21 protein-coding genes, 1 tRNA gene and 1 other RNA gene are annotated in these 25,201 nt (G+C 42.5%); 19 read left to right on the plus strand and 4 right to left on the minus strand.

The annotated features are described in order from the left end of the window. Nucleotides 1-140: 140 nt before the first annotated feature. Entirely contained in the window at nucleotides 141-1,109 is a 969-nt protein-coding gene (locus tag HMPREF2685_RS04825) for an NAD(P)/FAD-dependent oxidoreductase (protein WP_070465645.1), read from the minus strand. Between the two features lie 178 nt (nucleotides 1,110-1,287). On the opposite strand from HMPREF2685_RS04825, the gene rpsU reads away from it, so the two are divergent. Beyond that, nucleotides 1,288-1,464 carry a 30S ribosomal protein S21 gene (gene rpsU / locus HMPREF2685_RS04830; RefSeq protein ID WP_000048054.1) on the plus strand — a complete coding sequence of 59 codons (177 nt, stop codon included), beginning with the start codon at nucleotides 1,288-1,290 and terminating at the stop codon, nucleotides 1,462-1,464. Between the two features lie 100 nt (nucleotides 1,465-1,564). Here the strand turns inward: rpsU and mscL are convergent, their stop codons facing one another. Next, entirely contained in the window at nucleotides 1,565-1,945 is a 381-nt protein-coding gene (gene mscL / locus HMPREF2685_RS04835) for a large conductance mechanosensitive channel protein MscL (protein WP_049483887.1), read from the minus strand. 215 nt (nucleotides 1,946-2,160) lie between these two features. Between mscL and dnaG the strand changes: the two genes are divergently transcribed. The 11 genes from dnaG (at nucleotide 2,161) to lepB (ending at nucleotide 14,418) form a co-directional block, all read left to right on the plus strand. Next, a complete protein-coding gene (dnaG, locus tag HMPREF2685_RS04840; RefSeq protein WP_049483886.1) occupies nucleotides 2,161-3,939 on the plus strand; it encodes a DNA primase in 1,779 nt (592 codons plus the stop codon). A 2-nt stretch (nucleotides 3,940-3,941) separates the two neighbouring features. Beyond that, nucleotides 3,942-5,051: an RNA polymerase sigma factor RpoD gene (gene rpoD, locus HMPREF2685_RS04845; RefSeq protein WP_021152924.1), complete on the plus strand. Its 1,110-nt coding sequence runs from the start codon at nucleotides 3,942-3,944 to the stop codon at nucleotides 5,049-5,051. A 220-nt stretch (nucleotides 5,052-5,271) separates the two neighbouring features. Further along, the gene (locus HMPREF2685_RS04850; RefSeq protein WP_004220168.1) at nucleotides 5,272-5,601 is read left to right on the plus strand and encodes a metal-sulfur cluster assembly factor; all 330 of its coding nucleotides are present in this window, start codon (nucleotides 5,272-5,274) and stop codon (nucleotides 5,599-5,601) included. 171 nt (nucleotides 5,602-5,772) lie between these two features. Beyond that, a complete protein-coding gene (locus HMPREF2685_RS04855) occupies nucleotides 5,773-6,480 on the plus strand; it encodes an ABC transporter ATP-binding protein (protein ID WP_024054676.1) in 708 nt (235 codons plus the stop codon). A gap of 9 nt (nucleotides 6,481-6,489) precedes the next feature. After that, nucleotides 6,490-7,284 carry a hypothetical protein gene (locus HMPREF2685_RS04860; RefSeq protein ID WP_024054675.1) on the plus strand — a complete coding sequence of 265 codons (795 nt, stop codon included), beginning with the start codon at nucleotides 6,490-6,492 and terminating at the stop codon, nucleotides 7,282-7,284. Between the two features lie 103 nt (nucleotides 7,285-7,387). Continuing rightward, nucleotides 7,388-7,736, plus strand: a transfer-messenger RNA (tmRNA) gene (gene ssrA, locus HMPREF2685_RS04865). Nucleotides 7,737-7,746: 10 nt separating this feature from the next. Further along, nucleotides 7,747-7,834 (plus strand) — tRNA-Ser (locus HMPREF2685_RS04870). Between the two features lie 83 nt (nucleotides 7,835-7,917). Further along, a complete protein-coding gene (locus HMPREF2685_RS04875; RefSeq protein WP_070465648.1) occupies nucleotides 7,918-11,019 on the plus strand; it encodes a DNA polymerase III subunit alpha in 3,102 nt (1,033 codons plus the stop codon). Between the two features lie 84 nt (nucleotides 11,020-11,103). Then, complete coding sequence (pfkA, locus tag HMPREF2685_RS04880; protein ID WP_021152956.1) at nucleotides 11,104-12,117, plus strand: 6-phosphofructokinase; 1,014 nt, start codon at nucleotides 11,104-11,106, stop codon at nucleotides 12,115-12,117. Between the two features lie 69 nt (nucleotides 12,118-12,186). Continuing rightward, entirely contained in the window at nucleotides 12,187-13,692 is a 1,506-nt protein-coding gene (gene pyk / locus HMPREF2685_RS04885; protein ID WP_013903352.1) for a pyruvate kinase, read from the plus strand. A gap of 165 nt (nucleotides 13,693-13,857) precedes the next feature. Beyond that, the gene (lepB, locus tag HMPREF2685_RS04890; RefSeq protein WP_003006560.1) at nucleotides 13,858-14,418 is read left to right on the plus strand and encodes a signal peptidase I; all 561 of its coding nucleotides are present in this window, start codon (nucleotides 13,858-13,860) and stop codon (nucleotides 14,416-14,418) included. 87 nt (nucleotides 14,419-14,505) lie between these two features. On the opposite strand, the gene HMPREF2685_RS04895 is transcribed toward lepB, so the two are convergent. After that, on the minus strand, nucleotides 14,506-15,699 hold the full coding sequence (locus HMPREF2685_RS04895; RefSeq protein WP_070465651.1) for a cation diffusion facilitator family transporter: 1,194 nt from the start codon (nucleotides 15,697-15,699) through the stop codon (nucleotides 14,506-14,508). Between the two features lie 198 nt (nucleotides 15,700-15,897). On the opposite strand from HMPREF2685_RS04895, the gene pcrA reads away from it, so the two are divergent. From pcrA to HMPREF2685_RS04915, 4 genes are all read left to right on the plus strand, one after another. Then, nucleotides 15,898-18,183 (plus strand): DNA helicase PcrA, encoded by a 2,286-nt coding sequence (gene pcrA / locus HMPREF2685_RS04900; RefSeq protein WP_049474801.1) that lies wholly within the window; start codon nucleotides 15,898-15,900, stop codon nucleotides 18,181-18,183. Between the two features lie 369 nt (nucleotides 18,184-18,552). Further along, the gene (locus HMPREF2685_RS04905) at nucleotides 18,553-19,827 is read left to right on the plus strand and encodes a DUF2130 domain-containing protein (protein WP_049474800.1); all 1,275 of its coding nucleotides are present in this window, start codon (nucleotides 18,553-18,555) and stop codon (nucleotides 19,825-19,827) included. Nucleotides 19,828-19,836: 9 nt separating this feature from the next. Beyond that, nucleotides 19,837-20,280: a GNAT family N-acetyltransferase gene (locus tag HMPREF2685_RS04910; protein ID WP_049482313.1), complete on the plus strand. Its 444-nt coding sequence runs from the start codon at nucleotides 19,837-19,839 to the stop codon at nucleotides 20,278-20,280. A gap of 30 nt (nucleotides 20,281-20,310) precedes the next feature. Further along, nucleotides 20,311-21,111, plus strand: a complete 801-nt coding sequence (locus HMPREF2685_RS04915) for an alpha/beta fold hydrolase (RefSeq protein WP_049474798.1) — start codon at nucleotides 20,311-20,313, stop codon at nucleotides 21,109-21,111. 35 nt (nucleotides 21,112-21,146) lie between these two features. Here HMPREF2685_RS04915 and HMPREF2685_RS04920 read toward each other — a convergent pair whose 3' ends face one another. Continuing rightward, entirely contained in the window at nucleotides 21,147-22,463 is a 1,317-nt protein-coding gene (locus HMPREF2685_RS04920; protein WP_070465654.1) for an FAD-containing oxidoreductase, read from the minus strand. Nucleotides 22,464-22,644: 181 nt separating this feature from the next. Here HMPREF2685_RS04920 and truB point away from each other — a divergent pair, with 181 nt between their 5' ends. The 3 genes from truB to HMPREF2685_RS04935 all read left to right on the plus strand — a co-directional run bounded on the left by truB (nucleotide 22,645) and on the right by HMPREF2685_RS04935 (nucleotide 25,192). After that, complete coding sequence (truB, locus tag HMPREF2685_RS04925) at nucleotides 22,645-23,541, plus strand: tRNA pseudouridine(55) synthase TruB (protein ID WP_049472264.1); 897 nt, start codon at nucleotides 22,645-22,647, stop codon at nucleotides 23,539-23,541. 4 nt (nucleotides 23,542-23,545) lie between these two features. After that, a complete protein-coding gene (locus HMPREF2685_RS04930) occupies nucleotides 23,546-24,490 on the plus strand; it encodes a bifunctional riboflavin kinase/FAD synthetase (protein ID WP_049522695.1) in 945 nt (314 codons plus the stop codon). 300 nt (nucleotides 24,491-24,790) lie between these two features. Further along, a complete protein-coding gene (locus tag HMPREF2685_RS04935) occupies nucleotides 24,791-25,192 on the plus strand; it encodes a Spx/MgsR family RNA polymerase-binding regulatory protein (RefSeq protein ID WP_009732658.1) in 402 nt (133 codons plus the stop codon). The last annotated feature ends 9 nt before the right edge of the window (nucleotides 25,193-25,201 follow it).

The following is a 25,201-nucleotide window of genomic DNA, read 5'->3' on the forward strand; positions in this document are numbered from 1 at the left end:
TCAGGCACTTTTCTCACAGCGGAAAGTTTTTGTTTTTTCTTGATTTATACTAAAAATAGGAGCTCATTTTTACTTCTTTGCAGAATCGATTAACTTAAAATAGTTTAACTTCAATTTAAAAAGGCCAAAGGCCTTTTTTATTATAAACTGGTTGAGTGCGTCGGTTGGACTTTCTTATCTGGATAGATGTAGTTGATGGCATTGTTTACAGCTGTTGGAGCTTCCCCTAGACCTGTAGCGATGAGATCAATCTTTCCTTCGTAGAAGCAGCAGTCTCCACAGGCATAAATTCCAGGAAGGCTGGTTTCTTGTTTTTGGTTCACCTTGATTTTATGGCGTTGCAATTCTACACCCCATTCTTTCAAGTTTCCGATTGAAGATTTAAAGCCATAGTTGACAAATAAGTGATCAATCGGGATAAGTTCGGTTTCATCGGATTTGACTTTTGTGATTTCAAGGTGTGTGGCATGACCATTTTCTCCAATCAAGTGGCTAGGAACAAATGGTGTTTTGATGCTGACAGAAGATTGTTTGAGTTCTTCTACGCTATGTTCCAAGGCACGGAAGTTGTCCCGACGGTGAACGATTGTAGTTGGAGCAATCTTGTCAAAAGCAAGAGCCCAGTCCACAGCAGAGTCCCCACCACCAAGGACGGTCACTTGCTGTCCTTCATATTGCTGGATATTTGAAACATGGTAGTGGACATTATCGAAGTCTTCAGCCCCCTCGATATCAAGAGCACGTGGTTTAAAGGCACCGCCACCCATGGCAATGATGACGGCTTTAGACTGATGCACTTGGCGAGAAGTAGTGATAGTGAAGAGGTCACCTTCTTTTCGAATATCCTCTACAGTTTCATTGAGGAAGATCGGTGTATCGAATCGTTTGACTTGCTCGATCAAGCGGTCGCTTAATTCTTCACCTGTTAAATTGGTAAATCCGGGTACATCGAGGATATTTTTTTCTGGATAGAGAATGGCTGGTTGCCCTCCCAGTTGAGGCAAGGAATCAATCAGTTTGACTTTAACTTGGCGCATATTGCCATAAAAAGCAGCAAACAGACCAACTGGTCCGCCCCCAACAATCGTAATATCATAAATTTCTGACATGGTATCTCCTTCAGGGTTTTCTTTGTTTCCATTGTATCATAAAATGGGAAGAATGAAAAAGTTGGAAAAAGAAATGATATGAAGGCTAGGAGGGCTAGAAAAGTTTCAAAAGATCTTGACAGCGTCCTTAAAGTGTGATAAAATGATTAAGATTTTAGGCTTGAAGGGAGTGAAAAATATGTCAAAAACAGTAGTACGTAAGAATGAATCTCTTGACGATGCTCTTCGTCGTTTCAAACGTGCGGTTACTAAAGCTGGTACTCTTCAAGAAACACGCAAACGTGAATTCTATGAAAAACCTTCTGTAAAACGTAAACGTAAATCAGAAGCAGCTCGTAAACGTAAAAAATTCTAATTGAATACAAGAACAGACTTCGGTCTGTTTTTTGTTTTTATCATCCGTTAAAGACAAAAAAACCGATCTTCTAGCTAGAAGATCGGATCTTTTTATCTGATTATTTGTTTGCAAGCAAGTCGCGGATTTCAGCAAGCAACTCTTCTTGAGTAGGAGCAGGAGCTTCTTCTTCGACAGCTTCTTCTTTTTTACCAAGGTTTTGAGCTTTTTCAGCAGCTTTCACTACGAAGAAAAGAACAGTACCAACAACAAGGAAGTTGATCACAGCGCTCAAGAAGCTACCGTATGCAACACCGTTCCATGACAAATTAGCAATCTTATCAACACCGGCAGCTTTCATAGCTGGTTTCAAAATAAGTGGAGTGATGATATCGTTAACAAGTGATGTTACGATAGCTCCAAATGCAGCTCCGATAACGACTGCTACAGCAAGGTCAACAATATTCCCACGAAGGAGAAAAGCTTTCAAATCTTTTAACATATCCTAAATATGTCCTTTCATAATAATTTTTTACTTTGATAGTATAACGGAAAAATATTCGACTGACAAGGAATATGCCTCATTTTTTTAAAATTAGTGATAAAGGTTGAAAATCTTTTCTTTTATGTGTGAAATCGGTAGGAAAAAATTTACTTTTACTAACTTTTAGTATAAAATATAAAGTGATAATCTATGGTAAAATGGAGGCACTGTTTATGGTTGATAAAGAGCTGATTGCAGAAATTAAAAACAGTGTAAACATTGTTGAAGTTATTGGAGAAGTTGTTTCTTTGACCAAGGCTGGCCGTAATTTTTTAGGGCTCTGTCCTTTTCATGGTGAAAAGACTCCTTCTTTTAATGTCGTTGAAGACAAGCAGTTTTACCATTGTTTCGGATGTGGTCGCTCGGGAGATGTCTTTAAGTTTATTGAGGAATACCGTGGAGTCGCTTTTATGGATGCGGTCCAGATCGTAGCAGAAAAAGCGGGTATTGCGCTTCAGTACCAAGCAAGGCCGGCTCAACCAACGTCTATCAATCCCAACCAAGAACTTTATGAGATTCATCAGGAAGCCAGTAAGTTCTACCAGGCGATTCTGATGACGACAAAGATGGGAGAAGAAGCGCGAAATTATCTGCATGAACGTGGATTGACGGATGAGGTCATCCGACATTTTCAATTGGGCTTAGCCCCAGCAGAAGGGAATTATCTCTATCGAAATCTCTCTGAGAAGTTCTCTGAGAAAGTGATTACCGATTCGGGGTTATTCACAATCTCAGATGCTGGAACAGTTTTTGATGCCTTTCAGGATCGGATTATGTTTCCTTTGACGGATGATAGTGGACGTGTCATTGCTTTTTCTGGTAGACTGTGGAAACTAACGGATGATGGCAGTCATCAAGCCAAGTACAAGAATAGTCGAAGTACCCGTCTATTTAATAAGAGTTATGAACTTTATCATTTGGATCAAGCTAAGACGAGCGCCAAAAAGCAACATGAAATGTATATCATGGAAGGCTTTATGGATGTCATTGCGGCTTATCGAGCTGGGATTGAAAATGCAGTCGCCTCTATGGGGACAGCCTTGACACCAGAGCACGTCCAGCACCTGTCTCATTTTACCAAAAAGGTCATTTTGACCTATGATGGGGATAAGGCGGGACTTGAAGCAACCGCTAAGGCCTTGGATGTCTTGCAGGATCTGGAGTTGGAGATCGTCCGTATCCCTGATCAGATGGATCCCGATGAGTACCTCAAAAAGACCTCCCCAGAAGATCTAGCTTCCCTCTTGAAGAATTCGCGGATCAGTAAGGTTGAATTCTTGATGCACTACTGGAAACCCCAGTATATTGAGAACTTGCAGGCACAGATTGAGTTTGTCGAGAAGCTGGCACCGATGATCGCCCAGACGCGCTCCATCACAGCGCAAAACACCTATATTTATAAGTTGGCAGATTTATTGCCAGACTTTGATTATTTGCAGATTGAGCAGATTGTCAATAATAGTCGCTTGCATCAACGGCAGGAGGATCAAAGTGGTGGACGATCAAGAACGTCGAATTTTTCAGTCGATCTCCTACCTAACCGTGGGATGACTCGCTTGATCAAGGCGGAAAATCATTTATTAAGTAGGATGAAAGATTTTCCAATGGTGCTCAATGATTACCGTTTGCGACCTGATTTTGTCTTTGACACACCGGAGTTACAGATCTTGTACCAATTACTCTGTCAAAATGGAGAAGTCACATCTCAGGATTTGTCCGAGCAACCTGAAGGGGTCCAGCACGCCTGGTACCGGATGTTAGAAGAAGATTTGCCAGAAGAGATAGCGGATGGTGAATTAGAAGAAGTGGAAGAAACGCGAAATCGTGAGCTTCTTCGCAAAGAAAGTCAACAAATTGGAAATAAAGTGAAGGAAGCTTCCTCGACAGGGGATGCGGAAAAAGCTTTATTGGAACTCGAGCGTTTGATCGCTCAAAAAAGAAGAATGGAGTAGGAATGGCTAAAGAACAAAAAGATATTACAACATTGGACGTTCAAATTGCAGAGTTTATTCGCAGCCACAAGAAAAGTGGAACTGCAACAGATGATGAAATTAATGACAAGTTGGTTATTCCATTCACACTAGATGCAGATGGGATTGAAGATCTTTTGCAACGCATTCAAGATGCAGGAATTTCGATCACGGATAAAGATGGTAACCCAAGTGCGCGTGTGTTGAACAATGAAGAAGAGCCAGAATTGTCAGATGAGGAATTGCTTGGAAGCAACTCTGCCAAGGTCAACGACCCAGTACGGATGTACTTGAAAGAAATTGGGGTTGTTCCTCTTTTGACCAATGAAGAAGAACAAGAATTGGCTATACTAGTGGAACAAGGTGATTTGGAAGCTAAGCAACGTCTTGCAGAAGCCAACCTTCGTTTGGTTGTATCCATTGCGAAACGTTACGTTGGTCGTGGAATGCAATTTTTGGATTTGATCCAAGAAGGAAATATGGGCTTGATGAAGGCCGTTGATAAGTTTGACTATACCAAGGGATTTAAATTCTCTACTTATGCGACTTGGTGGATTCGTCAGGCTATCACTCGTGCCATTGCAGACCAAGCACGGACCATTCGGATCCCTGTTCACATGGTGGAAACCATTAACAAGTTGGTTCGTGAACAACGCAATCTCTTGCAAGAATTGGGACAAGACCCAACGCCTGAACAAATCGCTGAACGCATGGATATGACGCCTGATAAGGTGCGCGAAATCTTGAAGATTGCCCAAGAGCCTGTTTCTTTGGAAACGCCAATTGGGGAAGAAGACGATAGCCATTTGGGAGATTTCATCGAAGATGAAGTGATTGAAAATCCAGTAGACTACACCACTCGTGTGGTTCTACGTGAACAATTAGATGAAGTCCTCGATACCCTGACAGACCGTGAAGAAAACGTCCTTCGTTTACGTTTCGGTTTGGATGATGGAAAAATGCGGACCTTGGAAGATGTGGGTAAAGTCTTCAACGTGACCCGTGAACGGATCCGTCAGATCGAAGCCAAAGCCCTCCGCAAACTCCGCCACCCAAGCAGAAGCAAACCATTGCGTGATTTTATTGAGGATTAAAAATGTCCGGGGGACATTTTTAACGGTCGCCTAGAAATGAAGAAGCGACCCAGATCCTGCGGATCTTTTTAACCCGAGCCAAGAAATTCGGAAGCGAGGAAGGTCCGGGGGACCTTTTTAACGGTCGCCTAGAAATGTAAAAGCGACCCAGGTCCGGGGGACCTTTTTAACCCGAGCCAAGAAATTCTATCGAGAGTAAATAGCAGAAAAAGGAAGTCATATGGCATATACAACTGAGCAAATTGAAGAAATTAAAAATAAAATTTTAAATGCTTTGGAAGAGGTAATCGATCCGGAGCTTGGGATTGATATTGTCAATTTAGGTCTTGTCTACGAGATCCATTTTGACGGTGAAACTGGAGCAACCATCATTGATATGACTCTAACGACCATGGGATGTCCATTAGCGGACCTTCTGACAGATCAGATTCATGATGTTTTAGCAGAAGTAGAAGAAGTGACATCTGTGGATGTGAAGTTGGTCTGGTACCCTGCTTGGACGGTTGAAAAGATGAGCCGTTATGCACGGATCGCACTTGGAATTAGTTAAACATTCTATGCATCAAAATAAATCAGAGGTTGGGGTTTCCCTAACCTCTGATTTATTTATCCCTATTTTTTTGAACAAGTATTTACAAATTCTTAGCAAATTTTCAGATAAAGTTGCAATCATCAAGGGGACAGGGTATAATAGCATAAATAGAAAATAAAGGAGATTTACATGAATCAGTATCCTTTGGTCTACTTGGACCATGTGACAAAGAATTATGGGCATGAAGTTGCTCTCATGGATGTTAGTTTGAACATCCAACCTGGCCGTATTATTGGCCTTTTGGGTCCCAATGGTAGTGGGAAAACAACCATCATTAAATTGATTAATGGTTTGTTGCAACCAAGCCTTGGAAATATCTATATTCATGGGCAATTACCATCCCCAGCTTCTAAAAAAGTGGTTTCCTATTTGCCAGATACAACTTATCTGAATGAAAATATGAAAATTATTGATGCTATTAACTATTTCCAAGATTTTTATGCAGATTTTAATGTCCAACGAGCTTACCAATTGCTCAACGATTTGCATTTGCAGCCAAATCAAAAATTGAACAGCCTTTCAAAAGGGAACAAGGAAAAAGTGCAATTGATTTTGGTGATGAGCCGTGAAGCTGACTTGTATGTTCTTGATGAACCAATCGGTGGGGTTGACCCAGCAGCGCGTGATTATATTTTGCGGACCATTATTCAAAACAGACGTCCAAACTCTTCTGTCTTGATTTCTACTCACTTGATTGCGGATATTGAGCAAGTTTTGGATGAGGCCATTTTCATCAACCAAGGAAGAATCCTCTTGCATGAAAATACGACTGTTATGCGCAATCAACACGGAAAATCAATCGATGAGATCTTCCGTGATCAATTCCGTGTTTATTAGGAGGAACCCATGTTTGGTAAATTATTAAAATATGAATTTAAATCGACAGCTAAGTGGTATTTATTGATCACCCTGATCGCACTAGGTTTGTCAGTGATTACAGGTGTTATTGGTGGAAGTGCTACAAACGGTTTTGTGAATATGGAAACCAATAGTATGCAAATCATAACGGGGACTCTTGGGATTCTCATTTTTGGAGGAGTCATTGGTCTTTATCTTAGTAACTACTATATTATTATCCGTCGTTTCTATTCCAACTTATACGGACGCGAAGGTTACTTGACCTGGACCCTTCCAGCTAGCCCGCATGCGATCATTTTATCTAAATTTGTGGGAGCTTTAGTAGCGAGTCTTTACTGCCTATTCCTTCTATTTTTGAGTGGTTTTATCACAATACTTGTGATGGGCGCTGTCATTGGACAAGACCTCTCTCCTGTATTTAGTATTATCGCTGAGGCTTTTAGTCATTCAATTGCTTATTGGATTATCGTTTGGTGGATTTTTACCACAGCTTCAGGGATCTTCCTATTTTATGTATCGATCGCACTTGGCCAACTCTTCCAAAATCGTCGTGGATTGAAGGCTATTCTGTTTTTCTTTCTCTTGTGCATTGTTTTAAGTATCATCGGTACAGCAGTCAATCCATTAAAAGATTCATATGCTGTTGGGTCTGCATTGGTTTATGGAAATATTGATGAATTTGGACCTAACTTCATCCCAGGTCTTATCTATGAAGTCATCAAGATTGTTTCTATGTACTTCACGATTCACTATATCAGCAAGTACAAGTTGAATCTTCAATAAGAACAGTTAATTGAACAAGGAGCTTCCCGGTGGAAGCCTTCTTGTTCAATTTTTTTCTTTTGCATTTTTGGCTACATTTTGATATACTAATTGTATTCGTTTTGGGGTCGTTACGGATTCGACAGGCATTATGAGGCATATTTTGCAACTCATCTAGCGGATGTAAAACGCCAGTTAAATATAACTGCAAAAAATAATAATTCTTACGCTTTAGCTGCCTAAACACCAGCAGGCGTGACCCGATTCGAATCGCTCGTGTTTGATGACAGGTCTTAATTATAGCGAGATACGATCTAGCTTGGTCTAGGAGTTAGATAAGAGATTGATAGACTCGCAGGTACAGGGCTTGAGTTATGTGTCATGTAGCTGTTAAAAGAAGACATAACCTATGGTTGTAGACAAATATGCTGGCAGGTGTTTGGACGTGGGTTCGACTCCCACCGGCTCCATATTTTTATTCATGGAAGATTACTCAAGAGGCTTAAGAGGCCGTGTTGGAAACGCGGTAGGCGTGTAAAAGCGTGCGTGGGTTCGAATCCCATGTCTTCCGTTGTTGAGACATCATTGTGTAGCAGTGGTGTTTTTTTGTACAATAAAGAGTCCCAAAAATAGACAAGTGAGGGAGGAGAAAAAGTGATTGCACAGCTAGATACCAAATCAGTCTATACCTTTATGGAAAGCCTTGTGACTATAAAAGACTATGTTCAAGTGGCTAAAAGCATGGGGTATGGCGCATTGGGAATCATGGATATAGATAATTTATATGGTGCTTATGAATTTATCGAAGCCTGTCAGGCCCACAAGCTCAGCCCCTTGGTCGGTTTAGAAATTGGACTAGAGGTAGACAATGAAACAATTCCGTTTCGGATGATCGCTCTGTCAACGAAGGGCTACCAGAATCTGATGAAGATGTCGACCGTCAAAATGATGGGGAAGAGCAGTTGGCAGGATGCGAAGCACCTAACAGAAGGAGTAGCAGTCATTGTCCCAGCACCTTTTGCTAGTGGAGACTTGCCACTTGGTCTAGATTACTTCATCGGAGTTTTTGCGGATACGCCGGTCCAAGAGTTTAGTCACCCTGTGATTCCTCTACATACTGTTCGATTTTTTGAGGCTGGGGATGTGGAAGCCATGCAGATGCTGGCAGCCATCAAGGACAATCAAAGCTTGACAGAAACAGGGCCAATTGATCCTACAACAGTCCTAAAAACTCCTCAGGATTTAAAGAATGATTTTGCAGAGCGATTTCCGCAAGCCATCACAAATCTGGAAAACCTTGTCCAAGGGATTCAATACGAGATTGATACTCAGTTGAAATTGCCTCGCTTCAATCCCCAGAAACCAGCTGTTGAGGAACTGAGAGAATTATCTCAAGCGGGTCTTCTTCGAAAGAACCTGACCAGTCCGGTCTATCAAGAACGTCTGGAGCATGAATTAGACATTATTCACCAAATGGGCTTTGATGATTATTTCTTGATTGTCTGGGACCTTCTTCGTTTCGGACGGAGTCAGGGATATTATATGGGAATGGGGCGTGGGTCTGCTGTCGGCTCACTGGTAGCTTATGCCCTGGAGATTACAGGGATTGATCCAGTGGAGAAGAACCTCCTGTTTGAGCGCTTTTTAAATGTGGAGCGCTATACCATGCCGGATATTGATATTGATATTCCTGATATCTATCGTCCAGAATTTATCCGTTATGTGAGAGACCGTTATGGGAGTTACCATGCGGCTCAGATCGTGACCTTTTCAACCTTTGGGGCCAAACAAGCCATTCGCGATGTCTTCAAACGTTTTGGGGTACCAGAGTACGAATTGACCTCCATTACCAAGCGGATTGGGTTTAGGGATACACTGACGACAGCTTATGAACAGAATCTAGCTTTTCGACAAGTGATTCATAGCCGAGCAGAATTTGAGCGTGGCTTTGAAATTGCTAAAAGAATTGAAGGCCAACCAAGACAGACCTCTATCCACGCGGCTGGGGTTGTGATGAGTGACCAGGATTTGACGGATCACATTCCTCTCAAGTATGGAGAAGACATGTTTGTCACCCAGTATGATGCCCATGCGGTTGAAGCCAATGGTCTGTTGAAGATGGACTTTTTGGGTCTGCGAAATTTAACCTTCGTTCAGAAAATGAAGGAAGCGGTCTATGAAAAGTACCAAGAAGAGATCGTGATTGAAGCCATTGATTTAGAAGATCCAGAAACCTTGGCCTTGTTTGCTGCTGGGGATACCAAGGGGATTTTCCAATTTGAACAGGCTGGAGCCATTCGCCTCTTGAGACGAGTGAGACCCAATCATTTCGAAGAAGTGGTAGCGACCACCTCTCTCAATCGTCCAGGAGCTAGTGATTACATTGATAATTTCGTCAAAAGAAAGCACGGTCGAGAAAAAGTTGAGATTTTAGATCCAGCGATTGAAGAAATCTTAAGGCCCACTTATGGGATCATGCTCTACCAAGAGCAGGTGATGCAGGTTGCCCAGCGTTTTGCAGGCTTTAGTCTAGGGAAAGCCGATATTTTACGTCGGGCTATGGGCAAAAAAAATGCAGCTGAAATGCATCAGATGGAAGACGATTTTGTCTCAGGTGCTCTTAAACTTGGGCATACGGAAGAAAAAGCCAAAGAGGTCTTTGCGATCATGGAAAAATTCGCAGGCTATGGGTTTAACCGTTCCCATGCCTATGCCTATTCTGCCTTGGCCTTTCAGATGGCCTATTTCAAGGTCCATTATCCAGATGTTTTCTTTGATGTCATGCTCAATTATTCGAGCAGCGATTATCTGACAGATGCTCTCCAGTTTGATTTTAAAGTCGCGCCATTATCCATCAATACCATCCCTTACAGAGATAAGTTCCAGGATCGAAAAATCTACTTGGGAATGAAAAATATCAAGGGACTCCCGAGAGATTTAGCGTATTGGATCATTGATAATCGTCCCTTTGAAAGTGTCGAAGATTTTATTTTACGACTCCCCAATCAGTATCATAAATTACCTCTGTTAACGCCTTTAGTAGAACTAGGGTTGTTTGATATCTTTGAGAAGAATAGACGCAAGGTACTTCACAATTTGCCGAATTTGTTTGTCTTTGCCGATGAGTTAGGTAGTTTATTTGCAGATTCTAACTATTCCTGGACAGAAGCGGAAGACTTTAGCCAGGCTGAAAAATATGAGAAGGAAGAGGCCATTATTGGCGTCGGTCTCAGTACCCACCCATTGGTTGCGATTGGGCAAACGAGTCCCTATGAGATCCAACCAATTTCTCAACTCATACAAGGAGAGCAGGCACGCATTCTCATTGAGGTACAAAGCATTCGAACCATTCGAACCAAGTCAGGTGATCTCATGGCTTTCTTACAAGTCAGTGATACCAAGAAAAAATTGGATGTGACCCTTTTCCCTGAAACCTACAATCGATTTTCCTCCTTGATAAAAGAAGGTGGCTTTTATTACTTGACAGGGAAGATACAAGAGCGTGATGGGCGCTTGCAGATGATTCTAGCAGAGGCGCAACTGGCAACCAATGAAAAGTTCTGGATCCAGTTGCTCGATCATCGTCAGGATAAAACGATTCTTTCTATCTTGAAAAAATATCCGGGCCCATATCCTGTGATATTACGCTATGAAGACGAGAAAAAAACTCTTCAATTGAAGGGCTATACCGTCCAGAAAAACAAAGAATTGGAAGATGAATTAAAGAATCTCGTTATGAAAACGATTTATCGGTAAAAACTGCGAAAAATACGAGAATTTTAGTCTTCTTTGTGTTATAATTACGTAGAATGTAAAAGAAAAAAAGGAGCAAACAACGAAATGAAACGTATTGCTGTTTTAACTAGTGGTGGAGATGCCCCTGGTATGAATGCTGCCATCCGTGCAGTTGTTCGTCAAGCAATTTCAGAAGGAATGGAAGTTTTCGGTATCTATGATGGATATGCGGGAATGGTTGCTGGTAAAATTCAGCCCCTTGACGCCTCATCTGTTGGAGATATTATTTCCCGTGGTGGTACCTTCCTTCATTCAGCTCGTTACCCTGAATTCGCACAACGCGAAGGTCAATTAAAAGGGATCGAGCAATTGAAGAAACACGGGATCGAAGGTGTTGTCGTTATTGGTGGAGATGGTTCTTACCATGGTGCGATGCGCTTGACTGAGCTTGGATTCCCAGCTGTGGGTCTTCCTGGTACGATCGATAACGATATCGTAGGAACTGACTTTACAATTGGTTTTGATACGGCAGTCACAACTGCAATGGACGCGATCGATAAGATCCGTGATACTTCATCTAGTCACCACCGTACTTTCGTTATCGAAGTGATGGGACGTAACGCTGGAGATATCGCTCTTTGGGCAGGGATTGCATCTGGTGCAGATGAAATCATCATCCCTGAAGAAGGATTCAAGATCGAAGATGTTGTTGAGAGCATCAAAGAAGGTTACGCAAAAGGTCGTACCCACAACATCATCATCTTGGCTGAAGGTGTGATGTCTGCAGATGAATTTGGTAAAGCGTTGAAAGAAGCTGGTGATGAAAGTGACCTTCGTGTGACTGAGCTTGGCCACATCCAACGTGGTGGTTCACCTACTGCGCGTGACCGTGTTCTTGCTTCACGTATGGGAGCACACGCTGTTAAATTGTTGAAACAAGGAATCGGTGGTGTAGCCGTTGGTATCCGTAATGAAAAAATGGTTGAAAACCCAATCCTTGGTAAAGCAGAAGAAGGAGCCCTCTTTAGCTTGACAGAAGATGGTAAGATTGTGGTAAACAATCCACATAAAGCTGATCTTGGTCTTGCCGAGTTGAACCGTAGCTTGTCTTCAATCTAATTTTATTTCATAAATTCGTTAACCTTGTCTTAAAAAGACAGATATATTTAAAAAGGAGTCATATATATCATGAACAAACGTGTAAAAATCGTTGCAACTTTAGGTCCTGCGGTAGAAATCCGTGGTGGTAAAAAATTCGGTGAAGATGGATACTGGGCTGAAAAACTTGACGTTGAAGCTTCAGCACAAAACATTGCTAAATTGATCGAAGCTGGTGCTAACACTTTCCGTTTCAACTTCTCACACGGTGACCACCAAGAACAAGGTGAACGTATGGCGACTGTTAAACGTGCAGAAGAAATCGCTGGTAAAAAAGTTGGTTACCTTCTTGATACAAAAGGTCCTGAAATCCGTACTGAATTGTTCGAAGGCGAAGCTAAAGAATATTCATACAAGACTGGTGAACGTATCCGCGTTGCTACAAAACAAGGTATCAAATCAACTCGTGAAGTGATTGCTTTGAACGTTGCTGGTGCGCTTGACATCTTTGATGACGTTGAAGTTGGACACCAAGTATTGGTTGATGATGGTAAATTGGGTCTTCGCGTTGTAGAAAAAGACGCTGCAAAACGTGAATTTGTTGTTGAAGTTGAAAACGATGGTATCATCGCTAAACAAAAAGGTGTAAACATCCCTAACACTAAGATTCCTTTCCCAGCACTTGCTGAACGCGATAACGACGATATCCGCTTCGGTTTGGAACAAGGTATCAACTTCATCGCGATCTCATTCGTACGTACTGCAAAAGACGTTCAAGAAGTTCGTGCTATCTGTGAAGAAACTGGTAACAGCCACGTTCAATTGTTTGCGAAAATCGAAAACCAACAAGGTATCGAAAACTTGGATGAAATCATCGAAGTTACTGATGGTATCATGATCGCTCGTGGTGACATGGGTATCGAAGTACCATTCGAAATGGTTCCAGTTTACCAAAAAATGATTACTTCTAAAGTAAATGCTGCTGGTAAAGTTGTTATCACTGCAACAAACATGCTTGAAACAATGACTGAAAAACCACGTGCAACTCGTTCTGAAGTATCTGACGTCTTCAATGCTGTTATCGATGGTACTGATGCTACAATGCTTTCAGGTGAATCTGCAAACGGTAAATACCCACTTGAATCTGTAGCTACAATGGCGAAAATCGACATGAACGCTCAAACACTTTTGAAAGAATATGGTCGTTTGAACCCAGCTTCATTCGAACGTAACTCTAAGACAGAAGTTATGGCTTCAGCTGTTAAAGATGCTACAAACTCAATGGATATCAAATTGGTTGTAACATTGACTAAGACAGGTCACACTGCACGTTTGATCTCTAAATACCGTCCAGATGCTGATATCTTGGCATTGACATTTGACGAATTGACTGAACGTGGATTGATGTTGAACTGGGGTGTTATCCCAATGTTGACAGATGCTCCTTCATCAACTGATGATATGTTCGAAATTGCTGAACGTAAAGCAGTTGAAGCTGGTCTTGTTAAATCTGGTGATGATATCGTTATCGTTGCTGGTGTACCAGTTGGAGAAGCTGTTCGTACAAACACAATGCGTATCCGTACAGTACGTTAATAGACAATTTGATCTTAAAGCCTTGCTGGTTGGTCCGAAAGGATCGACCGCGAGGTTTTTCTTTTTCTTCTGGTGTGTGTTGACAAGAATTCTCACTAATGCTTACTTTCTCTTTTTTAAAGATCAAAAACATGGTATAATAAATAAAAAGGAAGGGAGACATACATGCCAAGAAGAGATTTAATTAGAAATGTCATCATTGTCGGTGTACTGGTTTTGGCACTGATTTTGCTTCGAATTTTTGTATTTCATCCATTTAGTATCAATGATAAAATGGCCAATGCTTCTGTGAAAACTGGAGATCTTGTGGTAGCGACTAGAAATGCTCAGGTAGATCGCAGTGACTTGGTCTTATATAAGGTCGGTGGAAAAGAATACCTTGGACGTGTCATTGCCAAAGAAAACGATGAAGTCAGCTACGTAGATGACGTCCTCTATTTGAATGGACAGGCAACACCAGAACCTTACCTAAATAAAATGCTGAATAAACACTTGGCGGCTCCAACGAGTAATGGGTATTATACGGATGATTTCTTCTTATCAGAGTTAAAAGGGACCAAGGCTGGTCGTGTACCATCCGATACTTATCTAGTCTTAAATGATAACCGTGGAGATACAGAAGATAGCCGTGAGTTTGGTTATATCCATAAAAATCAGATCGAAGGAGTCGTGAATCTGCGTCTCTATCCCCTCAATAAATTTGGATTTATAAAAGTAGAAGAATAGCCGAAAGGCTATTTTTTCTTACAAAAAAACTACTGCAAAAAAGAATTGCAGTAGCTTTTTATTCTGGTTAGATTGAGGTAGAGGGTTCTATTTTTTCTGTTTACTGGTAATTTGGTGAAAGACCTTTTGCCAGTGTTCATGACGCCGCCAGAGACTGGTATGGATCTGGTCATTTAACTCATAGCGAATCAATTTGGTCTTTTGACTGATAGATTCAATTTCGAAATTCTTAAAGGGAATTTGATGTTCTTCCTGCAAACGGACCAGGTCCTCTTTGTGGCTTTCTTGGCCATACTCATTGATGAGGGTGAAGTTGTCTGCTAGGAGGGTTTGGTATTCCTGCTGAGCCTGCAAGCGTTCCTCATAGGTCTTTAATTTGAGAAGGACATTGTCCAGAATCTCATCTTCAGGGATAGAACTTGGCTCCACATGGACATCGATATCAAAGACGCCAAACTGTTCCTTGAGAAGGCGCTCGACCTCTTCGGTAATAGCATGGCTCTCATAAACAGAGAGGTCTGGATTCATTTCGATGACGACATCTAGGTAAATGTTGCTTCCGTAAGTCCGTCCCCGTTGGGATTTGACCCGGCTGACCTTTGGCAATTCCAGAATAGCCGCCTTGTATTTATCCAGGAGACTTTCATCAAAACCATCGGAGAGGCTGAAGGAGGATTCAATGAAAATGTCGTAGGCAGTTTTTAGGATAAAGAAGGTAATAACGATGGCCACTAATTGGTCCACAATCGGATAGTTAAGAGTACTAGCTCCAATCGCAACAGAGGTTCCTAAAGAAGTGACCACGTCAGACAGGTTGTCTTTGGCAGCTGCCTTGAGGGCCTTGGATTGAGCTTTCTTAGCTAAAGTCCGGTTATAAAGATAGACCGCAAACATGACAAGGGCTGATCCAACTCCGACAATGGCCCCTAAAGGATCAATGACAGTGGTTTCCCTACTGAGGATTTTCTGAACGGTATCTCGTAGGACATCGAAGCCCACATAAAACATGATGATGGAAGTTACCAGGCTAGCTAGATCTTCAATCTTCCAATGACCAAATCGGTGGTCGCGGTCAGCTGGCTGGCGGGCCATGCGAATGCCGATGAGAAGGGCGACGTTACTGATAATATCGGATAAGTTATTAAAACCATCCGCGACCAAACTGGAGGAGTGAAGGAGATGTCCTGTTGCTAATTTAGCTGCGGAAAGAATCAGGTAGGCGACAATACTGATCAGGGCTCCACGTTCGGCTAGTTTTAAATTACTTTGTGATTGATTCACTGATAACTCCTCCAGGCTTCTGTAGATTTCCTCCTAAGCGAAAAACTTGGATCGTTGTTAATGAGGAAATATTAGTTCTTCTTAAGCCTTTATTATAGCCTTTTTGAGTGCAAAATTCAAATGATGCCAACTGTTTCCAAAAGGAGAAAGGGCGAAAATGTGGTATAATAGAACGATTGAATGAATGAGGAGTATGAGATGAATCCTTTATTGAATGGTATGAATGATCGCCAGGCAGAGGCGGTCCAAACGACAGAAGGTCCCCTTTTGATCATGGCGGGAGCTGGTTCTGGTAAGACACGTGTCCTGACCCACCGGATCGCTTACTTGATCGATGAAAAAATGGTCAATCCTTGGAATATTTTGGCCATTACCTTTACCAATAAAGCCGCTCGGGAGATGAAGGAGAGGGCCTATCAGTTAAACCCAGCGACTCAAGATTGCTTGATTGCCACCTTCCACTCCATGTGTGTGCGTATCCTCCGTCGAGATGCGGATCATATTGGCTACAATCGCAATTTTACCATTGTCGATCCAGGTGAGCAACGGACCTTGATGAAGCGGATCTTGAAGTCCTTGAATTTAGATCCTAAGAAATGGAATGAACGAACCATTTTGGGAACTATTTCCAATGCCAAAAATGACTTGATCGATGAAGTGGCCTATGCTGCCCAAGCGGGAGATATGTATACCCAGATCGTCGCCAAGTGTTATGAGGCTTACCAAAAGGAACTCCGTCAGTCAGAAGCGGTGGACTTTGATGATTTGATCATGTTGACCTTGCGTCTTTTTGATCAGCATCCAGATGTACTGACTTATTACCAGCAGAAGTTCCAATACATCCATGTAGATGAGTACCAAGATACCAACCATGCCCAATACCAATTGGTCAAACTCTTGGCTTCTCGCTTTAAAAATATCTGTGTTGTTGGGGATGCGGACCAGTCTATTTATGGCTGGCGGGGAGCGGATATGCAGAATATCCTGGACTTTGAGAAGGATTATCCTGATGCCAAGGTCGTCTTGTTAGAGGAAAATTATCGCTCCACTAAAACCATCCTCCAAGCAGCTAACGATGTGATCAAAAACAATCGGAACCGCCGTCCGAAGAATCTTTGGACCCAAAATGAAGACGGGGAAGAGATTGTTTATTACCGGGCCAATGATGAGCAGGATGAAGCGGTCTTTGTTGCCAAAACCATTGAAGAGCTGAGTCGCGAAGCTGGCTATAAGCATCGTGATTTTGCGGTTCTCTACCGGACCAATGCCCAGTCACGGACCATTGAAGAAGCACTGCTCAAGTCCAATATTCCCTATACCATGGTAGGGGGCACCAAGTTCTACAGCCGGAAGGAAATTCGAGATGTTATTGCTTATTTAAACTTGATTGCTAATCTCAGTGACAATATCAGTTTTGAGCGGATTATCAATGAACCCAAGCGTGGAATCGGGCCAGGTACAGTGGATAAGATTCGTGATTTTGCCCAAATGCAAGGGACCTCACTTCTGGATGCTTCAGCCAATATCATGCTCTCTGGCATTAAAGGAAAAGCAGCTCAGTCTATCTGGGACTTTGCCAATCTCATTCTTGATTTGAGAGAAAAATTGGACCAGCTGACCATTACAGAGTTGGTCGAAGAAGTCCTTGACAATACAGGTTATATGACGGCCCTAACCAATCAGGGAAATCTGGAAAGTCAGGCCCGCATCGAGAATATCCAAGAGTTCCTATCTGTTACCAAGAATTTTGATGAAAATGGCGATTCTGTTGAAGACGAATCAGGTGTGGACACCTTGAGTCGTTTCTTGAACGACTTAGCCTTGATTGCCGATACAGACGATGGAGCGCAAGAGACCTCAGAAGTCACCTTGATGACCCTTCACGCGGCCAAAGGTTTGGAATTCCCAGTGGTCTTCTTGATTGGGATGGAAGAAAACGTCTTTCCTCTTAGTCGAGCGGCAGAGGATCCGGATGAGTTGGAAGAAGAACGTCGTTTGGCTTACGTGGGGATCACGCGGGCAGAGAAGGTTCTCTTCTTGACCAATGCCAATTCTCGTTTGCTCTTTGGGCGGACCAGCTACAACCGTCCGACGCGCTTTATCAATGAAATTAGCTCAGATTTGTTAACCTACCAAGGATTAGCGCGTCCGGCCAACACTAGCTTTAAGGCTTCTTATAGCAATGGTGGCGGAACGACCTTTGGAAAAGGCATGAGTCTGTCACAAGCCCTTCAAGAGCGCAAGAGACAAGCAGCTCCAAGTGCCCTCACATCATCAAGCCTCCCCTTTGGCAATAGCAACCGTTCTAGTGACAAAGAGAGCGTCGCTTGGTCTATTGGCGATATTGCTATTCACAAGAAGTGGGGAGAAGGAACCGTGCTTGAAGTATCAGGCAGTGGCAATACCCAAGAGCTTAAGATTAACTTCCCAGAAGTGGGTCTCAAGAAACTCTTGGCCAGTGTCGCGCCGATTGAGAAGAAATAAGTGGAGATCAGGAAGCTAAGTTCACTGTTTCAGATTATAAACAATCAACCTCTATCCAGCAATCTTAAGTTATTACTGAATGAGACTATTGAAAAAGATATTTTGTAACTAGTGCAAAATAGATTGAGACTTTTCGCCGTGAGGAAAAGCACCAGAAACACATTAGTTTCTGGTGCTCGGTAGATTTGAGACGTAAGGCTCAAATCTAAGGTATGGAATCCCAACGGGAGTCGCTACCGTCCGTCCTCACTTAAGGAAAGTCTCTATAGAGAAATGAATATTCAGTTAAAACCAGCAAGCCTCGTTTGCTGGTTTTGATTTTACAGGTGACATGATATAATATACTAAGAATAGAGAAAGAGGCAGGCTATGAACGAAATCAAGTGCCCCAACTGTGGGGAAGTTTTTACAGTTAATGAAAGTCAATACAGCGAGCTCTTGTCACAGGTACGGACAGCTGAGTTTGACAAGGAAATTCATGAGCGGATTCGGCAAGAATTGGCTTTGGCAGAGCAAAAGGCCCTAAATGAGCAGCAAGAGAGGTTAGCTAAGAAGGACCAAGAAATTGCCCAGTTACAGAACCAGATTCAACAGTTTGATACCGAAAAAGAATTGGCCAAAAAAGAGGTGGAGCAAACCGCTAGCCAAAGTCTGCTAGAGAAAGAAAAAGAAGTTCAACAACTTGAGAATCAGCTGGCGACCTTGCGCTTGGAGCATGAAAACAAACTGCAAAAGACGCTTTCTGACCTAGAGAAAGAAAGAGACCAGATCAAAAATCAGCTCCTTTTACAAGAAAAAGAAAACGAGCTTTCTCTGACTTCGGTGAAACAAAACTATGAAGCCCAGCTTAAAGCGGCCAATGAGCAAGTTGAGTTTTACAAGAATTTCAAGGCCCAACAATCAACCAAGGCCATTGGGGAAAGTCTGGAGCAGTATGCGGAGAGTGAGTTTAACAAGGTTCGTAGCTTTGCCTTCCCTAATGCCTATTTTGAAAAGGACAACAAGGTCTCTGCACGTGGGTCTAAAGGGGACTTTATCTTCCGTGACTTTGATGAAAATGGGCTGGAATTCATTTCCATCATGTTTGAGATGAAAAATGAAGCAGATGGAACTGAGAAGAAGCATAAGAACGCTGATTTTTACAAAGAATTAGACAAAGACCGTCGGGAAAAGAACTGTGAGTATGCTGTTTTGGTAAGTATGCTTGAAGCAGATAATGACTACTTCAACACAGGGATTGTCGATGTTAGCCACGAGTATGAGAAGATGTACGTCGTTCGTCCTCAGTTCTTTATCCAGTTGATTGGTCTCTTACGCAATGCGGCTCTTAACTCTCTAAAATACAAGCAAGAACTAGCACTTATCCGTGAGCAAAATATTGACATCACCCACTTTGAAGAAGACCTGGATGCATTTAAAGTTGCCTTTGCTAAGAACTACAATTCGGCTTCTGTCAACTTTGGCAAGGCTATCGATGAAATCGACAAGGCCATCAAACGGATGGAAGAAGTCAAGAAATTCTTGACTACGTCAGAAAACCAACTCCGCCTCGCTAACAACAAGTTGGATGATGTTTCCGTTAAAAAATTGACTCGGAAGAATCCAACCATGAAGGCTAAGTTTGATGCCTTGAAGGAAGACTAGGAGGCTCCTATGCAGATACGAAAAGCAACCATAAAAGATGCTGAAGCCCTACTGTCTTTATACGAAGACTTGGGCTATCCAACAACCGCTTCTAAGCTGTCTCGACGTTTAGAAATGATACTTTCTCAGCCACATTATGGCTGTCTTCTAGCTGAAAGAAACGGAGTAATTTTAGGTTTCTTAGGTTATGCAAAGCTCTTCTTTTTTGAAGCAGATGGGTCTTACTATCGAATTTTAGCTTTGTCAGTTGCAAAAGAAACAAGACGACAAGGAATTGCTAGTAGGCTAATCGATGAATTGAAAAAACAAGCGGTAAAAGAAGGGGTTAAGGCGCTGGCTCTAAATAGTGGATTAACCGCTGAACGAAATGCTGCACATCAGTTTTATCAGGCAGTTGGATTTGAAAAAGTAACTGCCGGCTTTGCTCTGTATTTAAAAACTCAACATGAATAAACATGATAAAATAGGAGAGAAAACGAAGTAATGTCTTCAACAAAAGGGAAAACCTTATATTTGAACAAAAAGAGCATGGACTATGTAACATTTGGAAAAGGTAAACAGCCATTAGTGATCATACCAGGATTGGGGGATGGATTGCAGACGGTTAAAGGTATGGCTATGCCTTTTTCAATCACATACCGTATACTTGCCAAACGTTACAAAATCTATGTTTTTTCTCGAATCAATGAGCTGAGACAGGGCTATACAACGCGGGATATGGCAGCAGATGTAGCAGAAGCAATGGAGGCGCTGAACTTAGATACATCTTATGTTATGGGGATTTCGCAAGGTGGAATGATTGCCCAATGGTTGGTGGTGGATTTCCCTGAAAAGGTTCAAAAGCTCATCTTAGCCGTGACTACTGCAAAACCTAGTCAACTTGCTAGAGAGCGAATTGAGCATTGGCAAAAGCTTAGTCAATCTGGAACTTTTAAGCATCTCATGCTGGATATCGCAAAGCACTCCTATACGCAAAAGAGCTATCAAAAGTGGCGGTTCCTTTATAATATCATGGGTCGCTTGGGGCGAATCAAAGATGAAAATAGAATTGCCATTCAGTCTCAGTCTTGCCTTACTCACGATAGCATTGAGGTCTTAAAGGAAATTCAGTGTCCAACCTTTGTCCTTGGTGCGCTTGAAGATGATGTGATTGGTGTGGACGGATCCAAGGAACTAGCAAAAGCGATTTCGGATTGTCAACTCCTCATTCTTAAGCATTCTGGGCATGCTCTTTATGAAGAAAATAAAGCATTTCAAGAGGCTGTCTGTGGATTCTTAAACTAAAAAACGCTGGAAAAATTCCAGCGTTTTTATTCTAGTTAAATCGCAAAGAGATCGTTTAGGTTTTCTGCCATGGTTGGGTGGGTAAAGATTTGTTTTGCGATGTAAGTATAAGGGATCTTGTTGTCCATCGCCATGGTGATCAGGTTGATGATTTCGCCTGCAGCTTCTCCAAAGAGCGTCACTCCAAGAATTTCTTTAGTTTCTGGGTTGACCACGGCTTTGAAGGCACCTCGAAGGTCTGCATTGACGTGTCCGCGTGGCATAGCAGCAACTGACAATTCTTTAACAGCAACTGGAAGCCCTTTGTCGCGTGCTTCTTGCTCGGTCAAGCCGACTTGGGCCAAAGGAGGAGCAATGAAGAGTGTTGTCGCATAGTTTCCGCGTGTTTCGAGATTGTAGCTACCATCGCCTGTGAGGTAGTTGAAGACGATGCGGAAGTCATCGAGGGACATATAGGTGAATTGAGGACCACCATTGACATCCCCAACTGCAAAGACACCAGGGACGCTGGTTTCCAAATGACGGTTGACTTGAATCGCTCCACGATCAGTGACTTGGATGTCTGTGTTCTCAAGACCAAGACCAGCTGTATTTGGCTTACGTCCTGTTGCGTAGAGGAGGATATCGAACTCGAAGTTTCCTTTATCGGTTACAAGGGTTAAGCTGTTTTCGCCATCCTTAATTTCTTGGGTATGAACGCCTTGCAAGAATTGAATGCCATCTTCTTCAAGGTAGCCTTTTGCAAGAGCTGCAATGCTTGGATCGATCCGTGGCAAGAATGCTTCAGAAGCGTCTAGTACCGTTACTTGGCTGCCCAAGGTATTGTAAAGGTGGGCAAATTCCAATCCGATTGGTCCACCACCAAGGACACCGAGGCGTTTAGGTAGGTTTTCCAAACGTTGAATACCGGTTGAATCCACGGCAAATTTACTTTCAGCTAATCCTGGGATCGGAAGGACATTTGGCACAGCACCAGTATTAATAATAATGGTTTCAGCTGTCAATTCTTCCTTTTCCTCACCAGCTTGAATTTCGATGACCTTGTTAGAAACGAAACGAGCCGTCGCATCGATAATGTCTACACCAGTTCCAGCAATCGTTGCGTAGTTCTTACCATTGAGACGAGTAGTGACTGCATTTTTCTCATTCATGGCTTGCTCAAAATCCAAGCCTTTTTCTGCTGCAACAATCAAGGTCTTGGTGGGAATACAAGCGATATTGATACAAGTACCACCGTACATAGATTTGCTCTTTTCAATCAGAGCGACTTTTTTTCCTTGGCTTGATAATTTCGCTGCGAGTGTTTTACCAGCTTTACCAAATCCAATCACAATAACATCATACATTAACATATGTTACACCTTCTTTCGCTTTCTATTGTATCAAATCCATTTTAAAAAGTCTGAAATCTGCTACGGGATTTTTTAGGAGCTCATGAGAAGGGGGAAAGAGGGACAAGAAGTCTTGTTTCATGGTATAATAAAGGGTCGGTGGACCGGATGGTCACACAATCAGTTAGAAAGAGCAAATCAGATGGACGGAATTATCAATGTAAAAAAGGAAGCAGGCATGACCTCACATGATGTGGTATTTAAACTGCGAAAAATCTTAGGAACTAAGAAGATCGGCCATGGGGGAACGCTGGATCCGGATGTGGTGGGAGTGCTTCCAATAGCAGTTGGCAAGGCGACCCGGATGGTCGAATTCATGCAAGATGAAGGCAAGGTCTATGAAGGAGAAATCACTCTGGGATTTTCTACCACAACGGAGGATGCCAGCGGGGATGTCGTGGAGCGGACCCCAGTGGAAGTGCCTTTAGATGCAGAAGAGGTCGATCGTATGATTGCCCAAATGGTGGGAGAGATCGAGCAGGTACCGCCTATGTACTCCGCGGTTAAGGTCAATGGGCGTAAGCTCTATGAGTATGCACGGGCAGGAGAAGAAGTGGAACGCCCTGTCCGACAGGTGACGATTTATGAATTCACGCGTACCAGTGAGATTGGCTACGAGGAAGGACTAGCCCGTTTTCGCTTCCGGGTTAAATGCAGCAAGGGCACCTATATCCGGACCTTGTCGGTGGATTTGGGTCAAAAACTGGGTTATGCAGCCCATATGTCTCATCTGACACGGACCAGTGCTGCCGGTTTGTCACTGGAAGATTCCCTGACCTTAGAAGAAGTGGCTGAAAAAGTAGCACAAGGAGATTTGAGCTTCCTTCACCCACTTGAAATTGGCACCGGGGATCTGGAAAAAGTAGAGCTGACAGTAGAAGAGGTTGGCGAAGTTCAAGTGGGACGCTTTATTCCAGTTGAGAGTGACTCCAAAGAGTTAGCTGCTTTTTACCAAGGAAAATTGGTAGCCATTTTAGAAAAAAGAGAAGAACTTTACAAACCTCGAAAAGTCTTTCTAACAGAAAGTGTGTTACAATAAATTCATGAATATTCGTACGATTACTACTGCTAACCAGATCCATTTGGAGAATGAGACAGTTTTGGTTCTGGGCTACTTTGATGGCCTGCATCTGGGGCATCAAGAACTCTTTAAAAAGGCGCGTCAGATCGCGGATGAAAAAGGCTTGAAGGTCGCTTTGTTAACCTTTCCTGAATCTCCTAAGTTAGCCTTTGTTCGCTACCAACCAGAATTACTGCTTCATTTGCAGAGTCCTGAGGATCGGTTCCAAAAATTAAACGAACTAGGAGTGGATGAGCTCTTCCTCATTGATTTTACGACCGATTTTGCTTCTAAAACCGCCAAAGAATTTGTTGATCAATTTGTCAAAGCCTTGAGGGCCCGAGTTTTAATTGCTGGATTTGATTATAGTTTTGGCTCTGATAAGAAAACGGCCTCTGACTTAGCTGATTATTTTGATGGTCAAGTGGAAGTCATTTCTCCTGTATTGGATCAGGGGGAAAAGATTAGTTCAACCCGCATTCGTCAAGCTATCCTAGAAGGACGCGTCCAAGAAGCTGCCCGTCTACTTGGTCACCCTTTATCTAGTCGAGGAATCGTCGTGCATGGGGATGCGCGTGGTCGCACCATTGGCTATCCTACCGCCAATTTAGCGCCGATTGACCGGACCTATCTCCCATCAGATGGCGTTTATGTAGTTGATGTCGATTTTAAAGGGCAGACCTACCGTGGCATGGCTTCTGTCGGGAAAAATATTACCTTTGATGGGAAAGAGCTTCGTTTCGAAGTCAATCTCTTTGATTTTACAGGAGATATCTACGGTCATACTTTGACTATTCATTGGTTGGATAAGATACGAGAAATGGTCAAATTCGATGGAATCGATCAACTAGTGGCGCAACTAGAAGAAGATGAAGCAGTTTCACGAAACTGGACCAAGAGAGTGGGACAGAAATCGGTAATTCGTTAGAATTCGATTTCGTCGTCCCACCTCCGCACAGTTGAGTAGGGCTGTAAAAGCTGATGAAATCAGCGTAGTAGAGCCCACTCAACCACTGCGTCTTGCTCGACAATCCAAAAATAATAGAGAGGCTAGGACTTTTGTCCCAGCCTCTTTTTTCGGGCCTCTTCTTGGGAAAAATGAAAGGGATTTCTTTTTTCCACTGAAATTCAGAAAAATCGTCTAGAAATCAAAAAAGCGCTTTTCAAGCACCTAATTTTTTTGTATAATAGAGTTAGATAGTTATATATAAAAAAAGAAGTGAACCACATGATTACATTATTTTTATCACCGAGTTGTACATCATGTCGAAAAGCTCGGGCTTGGTTAAAAAAGCACGATGTTCCATTTAAAGAACACAATATAATGACAAGTCCTTTGAGCAAACAGGAGTTGACAAGTATATTGGCCTTGACCGAAAACGGAACAGACGACATTATTTCAACTCGTTCAAAAATTTTTCAAAAATTGGATGTTGATGTTGAAGATTTATCGATCTCAGCCTTGATTCATCTGATTGAGGAAAATCCAAGTCTCTTAAGGAGACCGATTATTTTAGATAACAAGCGCATGCAAATCGGCTTTAACGAAGACGAAATTCGGGCCTTCTTGCCGCGGAGTTATCGAAAACAAGAGTTACGCTCTGCCACTCTAAGAGCAGAAATAAACTAAGAAGTATGT

The sequence above is a fragment of the Streptococcus sp. HMSC074F05 genome (assembly GCF_001808725.1).
GTDB classification, from domain to species: domain Bacteria; phylum Bacillota; class Bacilli; order Lactobacillales; family Streptococcaceae; genus Streptococcus; species Streptococcus parasanguinis_I.

Bases quoted from the DNA above. Each gene is read 5' to 3' on its own strand.
- HMPREF2685_RS04825 (WP_070465645.1), bottom strand. From the start codon at position 1,109: ATGTCAGAAATTTATGATATTACGATTGTTGGGGGCGGACCAGTTGGT.
- rpsU (WP_000048054.1), top strand. From the start codon at position 1,288: ATGTCAAAAACAGTAGTACGTAAGAATGAATCTCTTGACGATGCTCTT.
- mscL (WP_049483887.1), bottom strand. From the start codon at position 1,945: ATGTTAAAAGATTTGAAAGCTTTTCTCCTTCGTGGGAATATTGTTGAC.
- dnaG (WP_049483886.1), top strand. From the start codon at position 2,161: ATGGTTGATAAAGAGCTGATTGCAGAAATTAAAAACAGTGTAAACATT.
- rpoD (WP_021152924.1), top strand. From the start codon at position 3,942: ATGGCTAAAGAACAAAAAGATATTACAACATTGGACGTTCAAATTGCA.
- HMPREF2685_RS04850 (WP_004220168.1), top strand. From the start codon at position 5,272: ATGGCATATACAACTGAGCAAATTGAAGAAATTAAAAATAAAATTTTA.
- HMPREF2685_RS04855 (WP_024054676.1), top strand. From the start codon at position 5,773: ATGAATCAGTATCCTTTGGTCTACTTGGACCATGTGACAAAGAATTAT.
- HMPREF2685_RS04860 (WP_024054675.1), top strand. From the start codon at position 6,490: ATGTTTGGTAAATTATTAAAATATGAATTTAAATCGACAGCTAAGTGG.
- pfkA (WP_021152956.1), top strand. From the start codon at position 11,104: ATGAAACGTATTGCTGTTTTAACTAGTGGTGGAGATGCCCCTGGTATG.
- pyk (WP_013903352.1), top strand. From the start codon at position 12,187: ATGAACAAACGTGTAAAAATCGTTGCAACTTTAGGTCCTGCGGTAGAA.
- lepB (WP_003006560.1), top strand. From the start codon at position 13,858: ATGCCAAGAAGAGATTTAATTAGAAATGTCATCATTGTCGGTGTACTG.
- pcrA (WP_049474801.1), top strand. From the start codon at position 15,898: ATGAATCCTTTATTGAATGGTATGAATGATCGCCAGGCAGAGGCGGTC.
- HMPREF2685_RS04905 (WP_049474800.1), top strand. From the start codon at position 18,553: ATGAACGAAATCAAGTGCCCCAACTGTGGGGAAGTTTTTACAGTTAAT.
- HMPREF2685_RS04910 (WP_049482313.1), top strand. From the start codon at position 19,837: ATGCAGATACGAAAAGCAACCATAAAAGATGCTGAAGCCCTACTGTCT.
- HMPREF2685_RS04915 (WP_049474798.1), top strand. From the start codon at position 20,311: ATGTCTTCAACAAAAGGGAAAACCTTATATTTGAACAAAAAGAGCATG.
- HMPREF2685_RS04920 (WP_070465654.1), bottom strand. From the start codon at position 22,463: ATGTTAATGTATGATGTTATTGTGATTGGATTTGGTAAAGCTGGTAAA.
- truB (WP_049472264.1), top strand. From the start codon at position 22,645: ATGGACGGAATTATCAATGTAAAAAAGGAAGCAGGCATGACCTCACAT.
- HMPREF2685_RS04930 (WP_049522695.1), top strand. From the start codon at position 23,546: ATGAATATTCGTACGATTACTACTGCTAACCAGATCCATTTGGAGAAT.
- HMPREF2685_RS04935 (WP_009732658.1), top strand. From the start codon at position 24,791: ATGATTACATTATTTTTATCACCGAGTTGTACATCATGTCGAAAAGCT.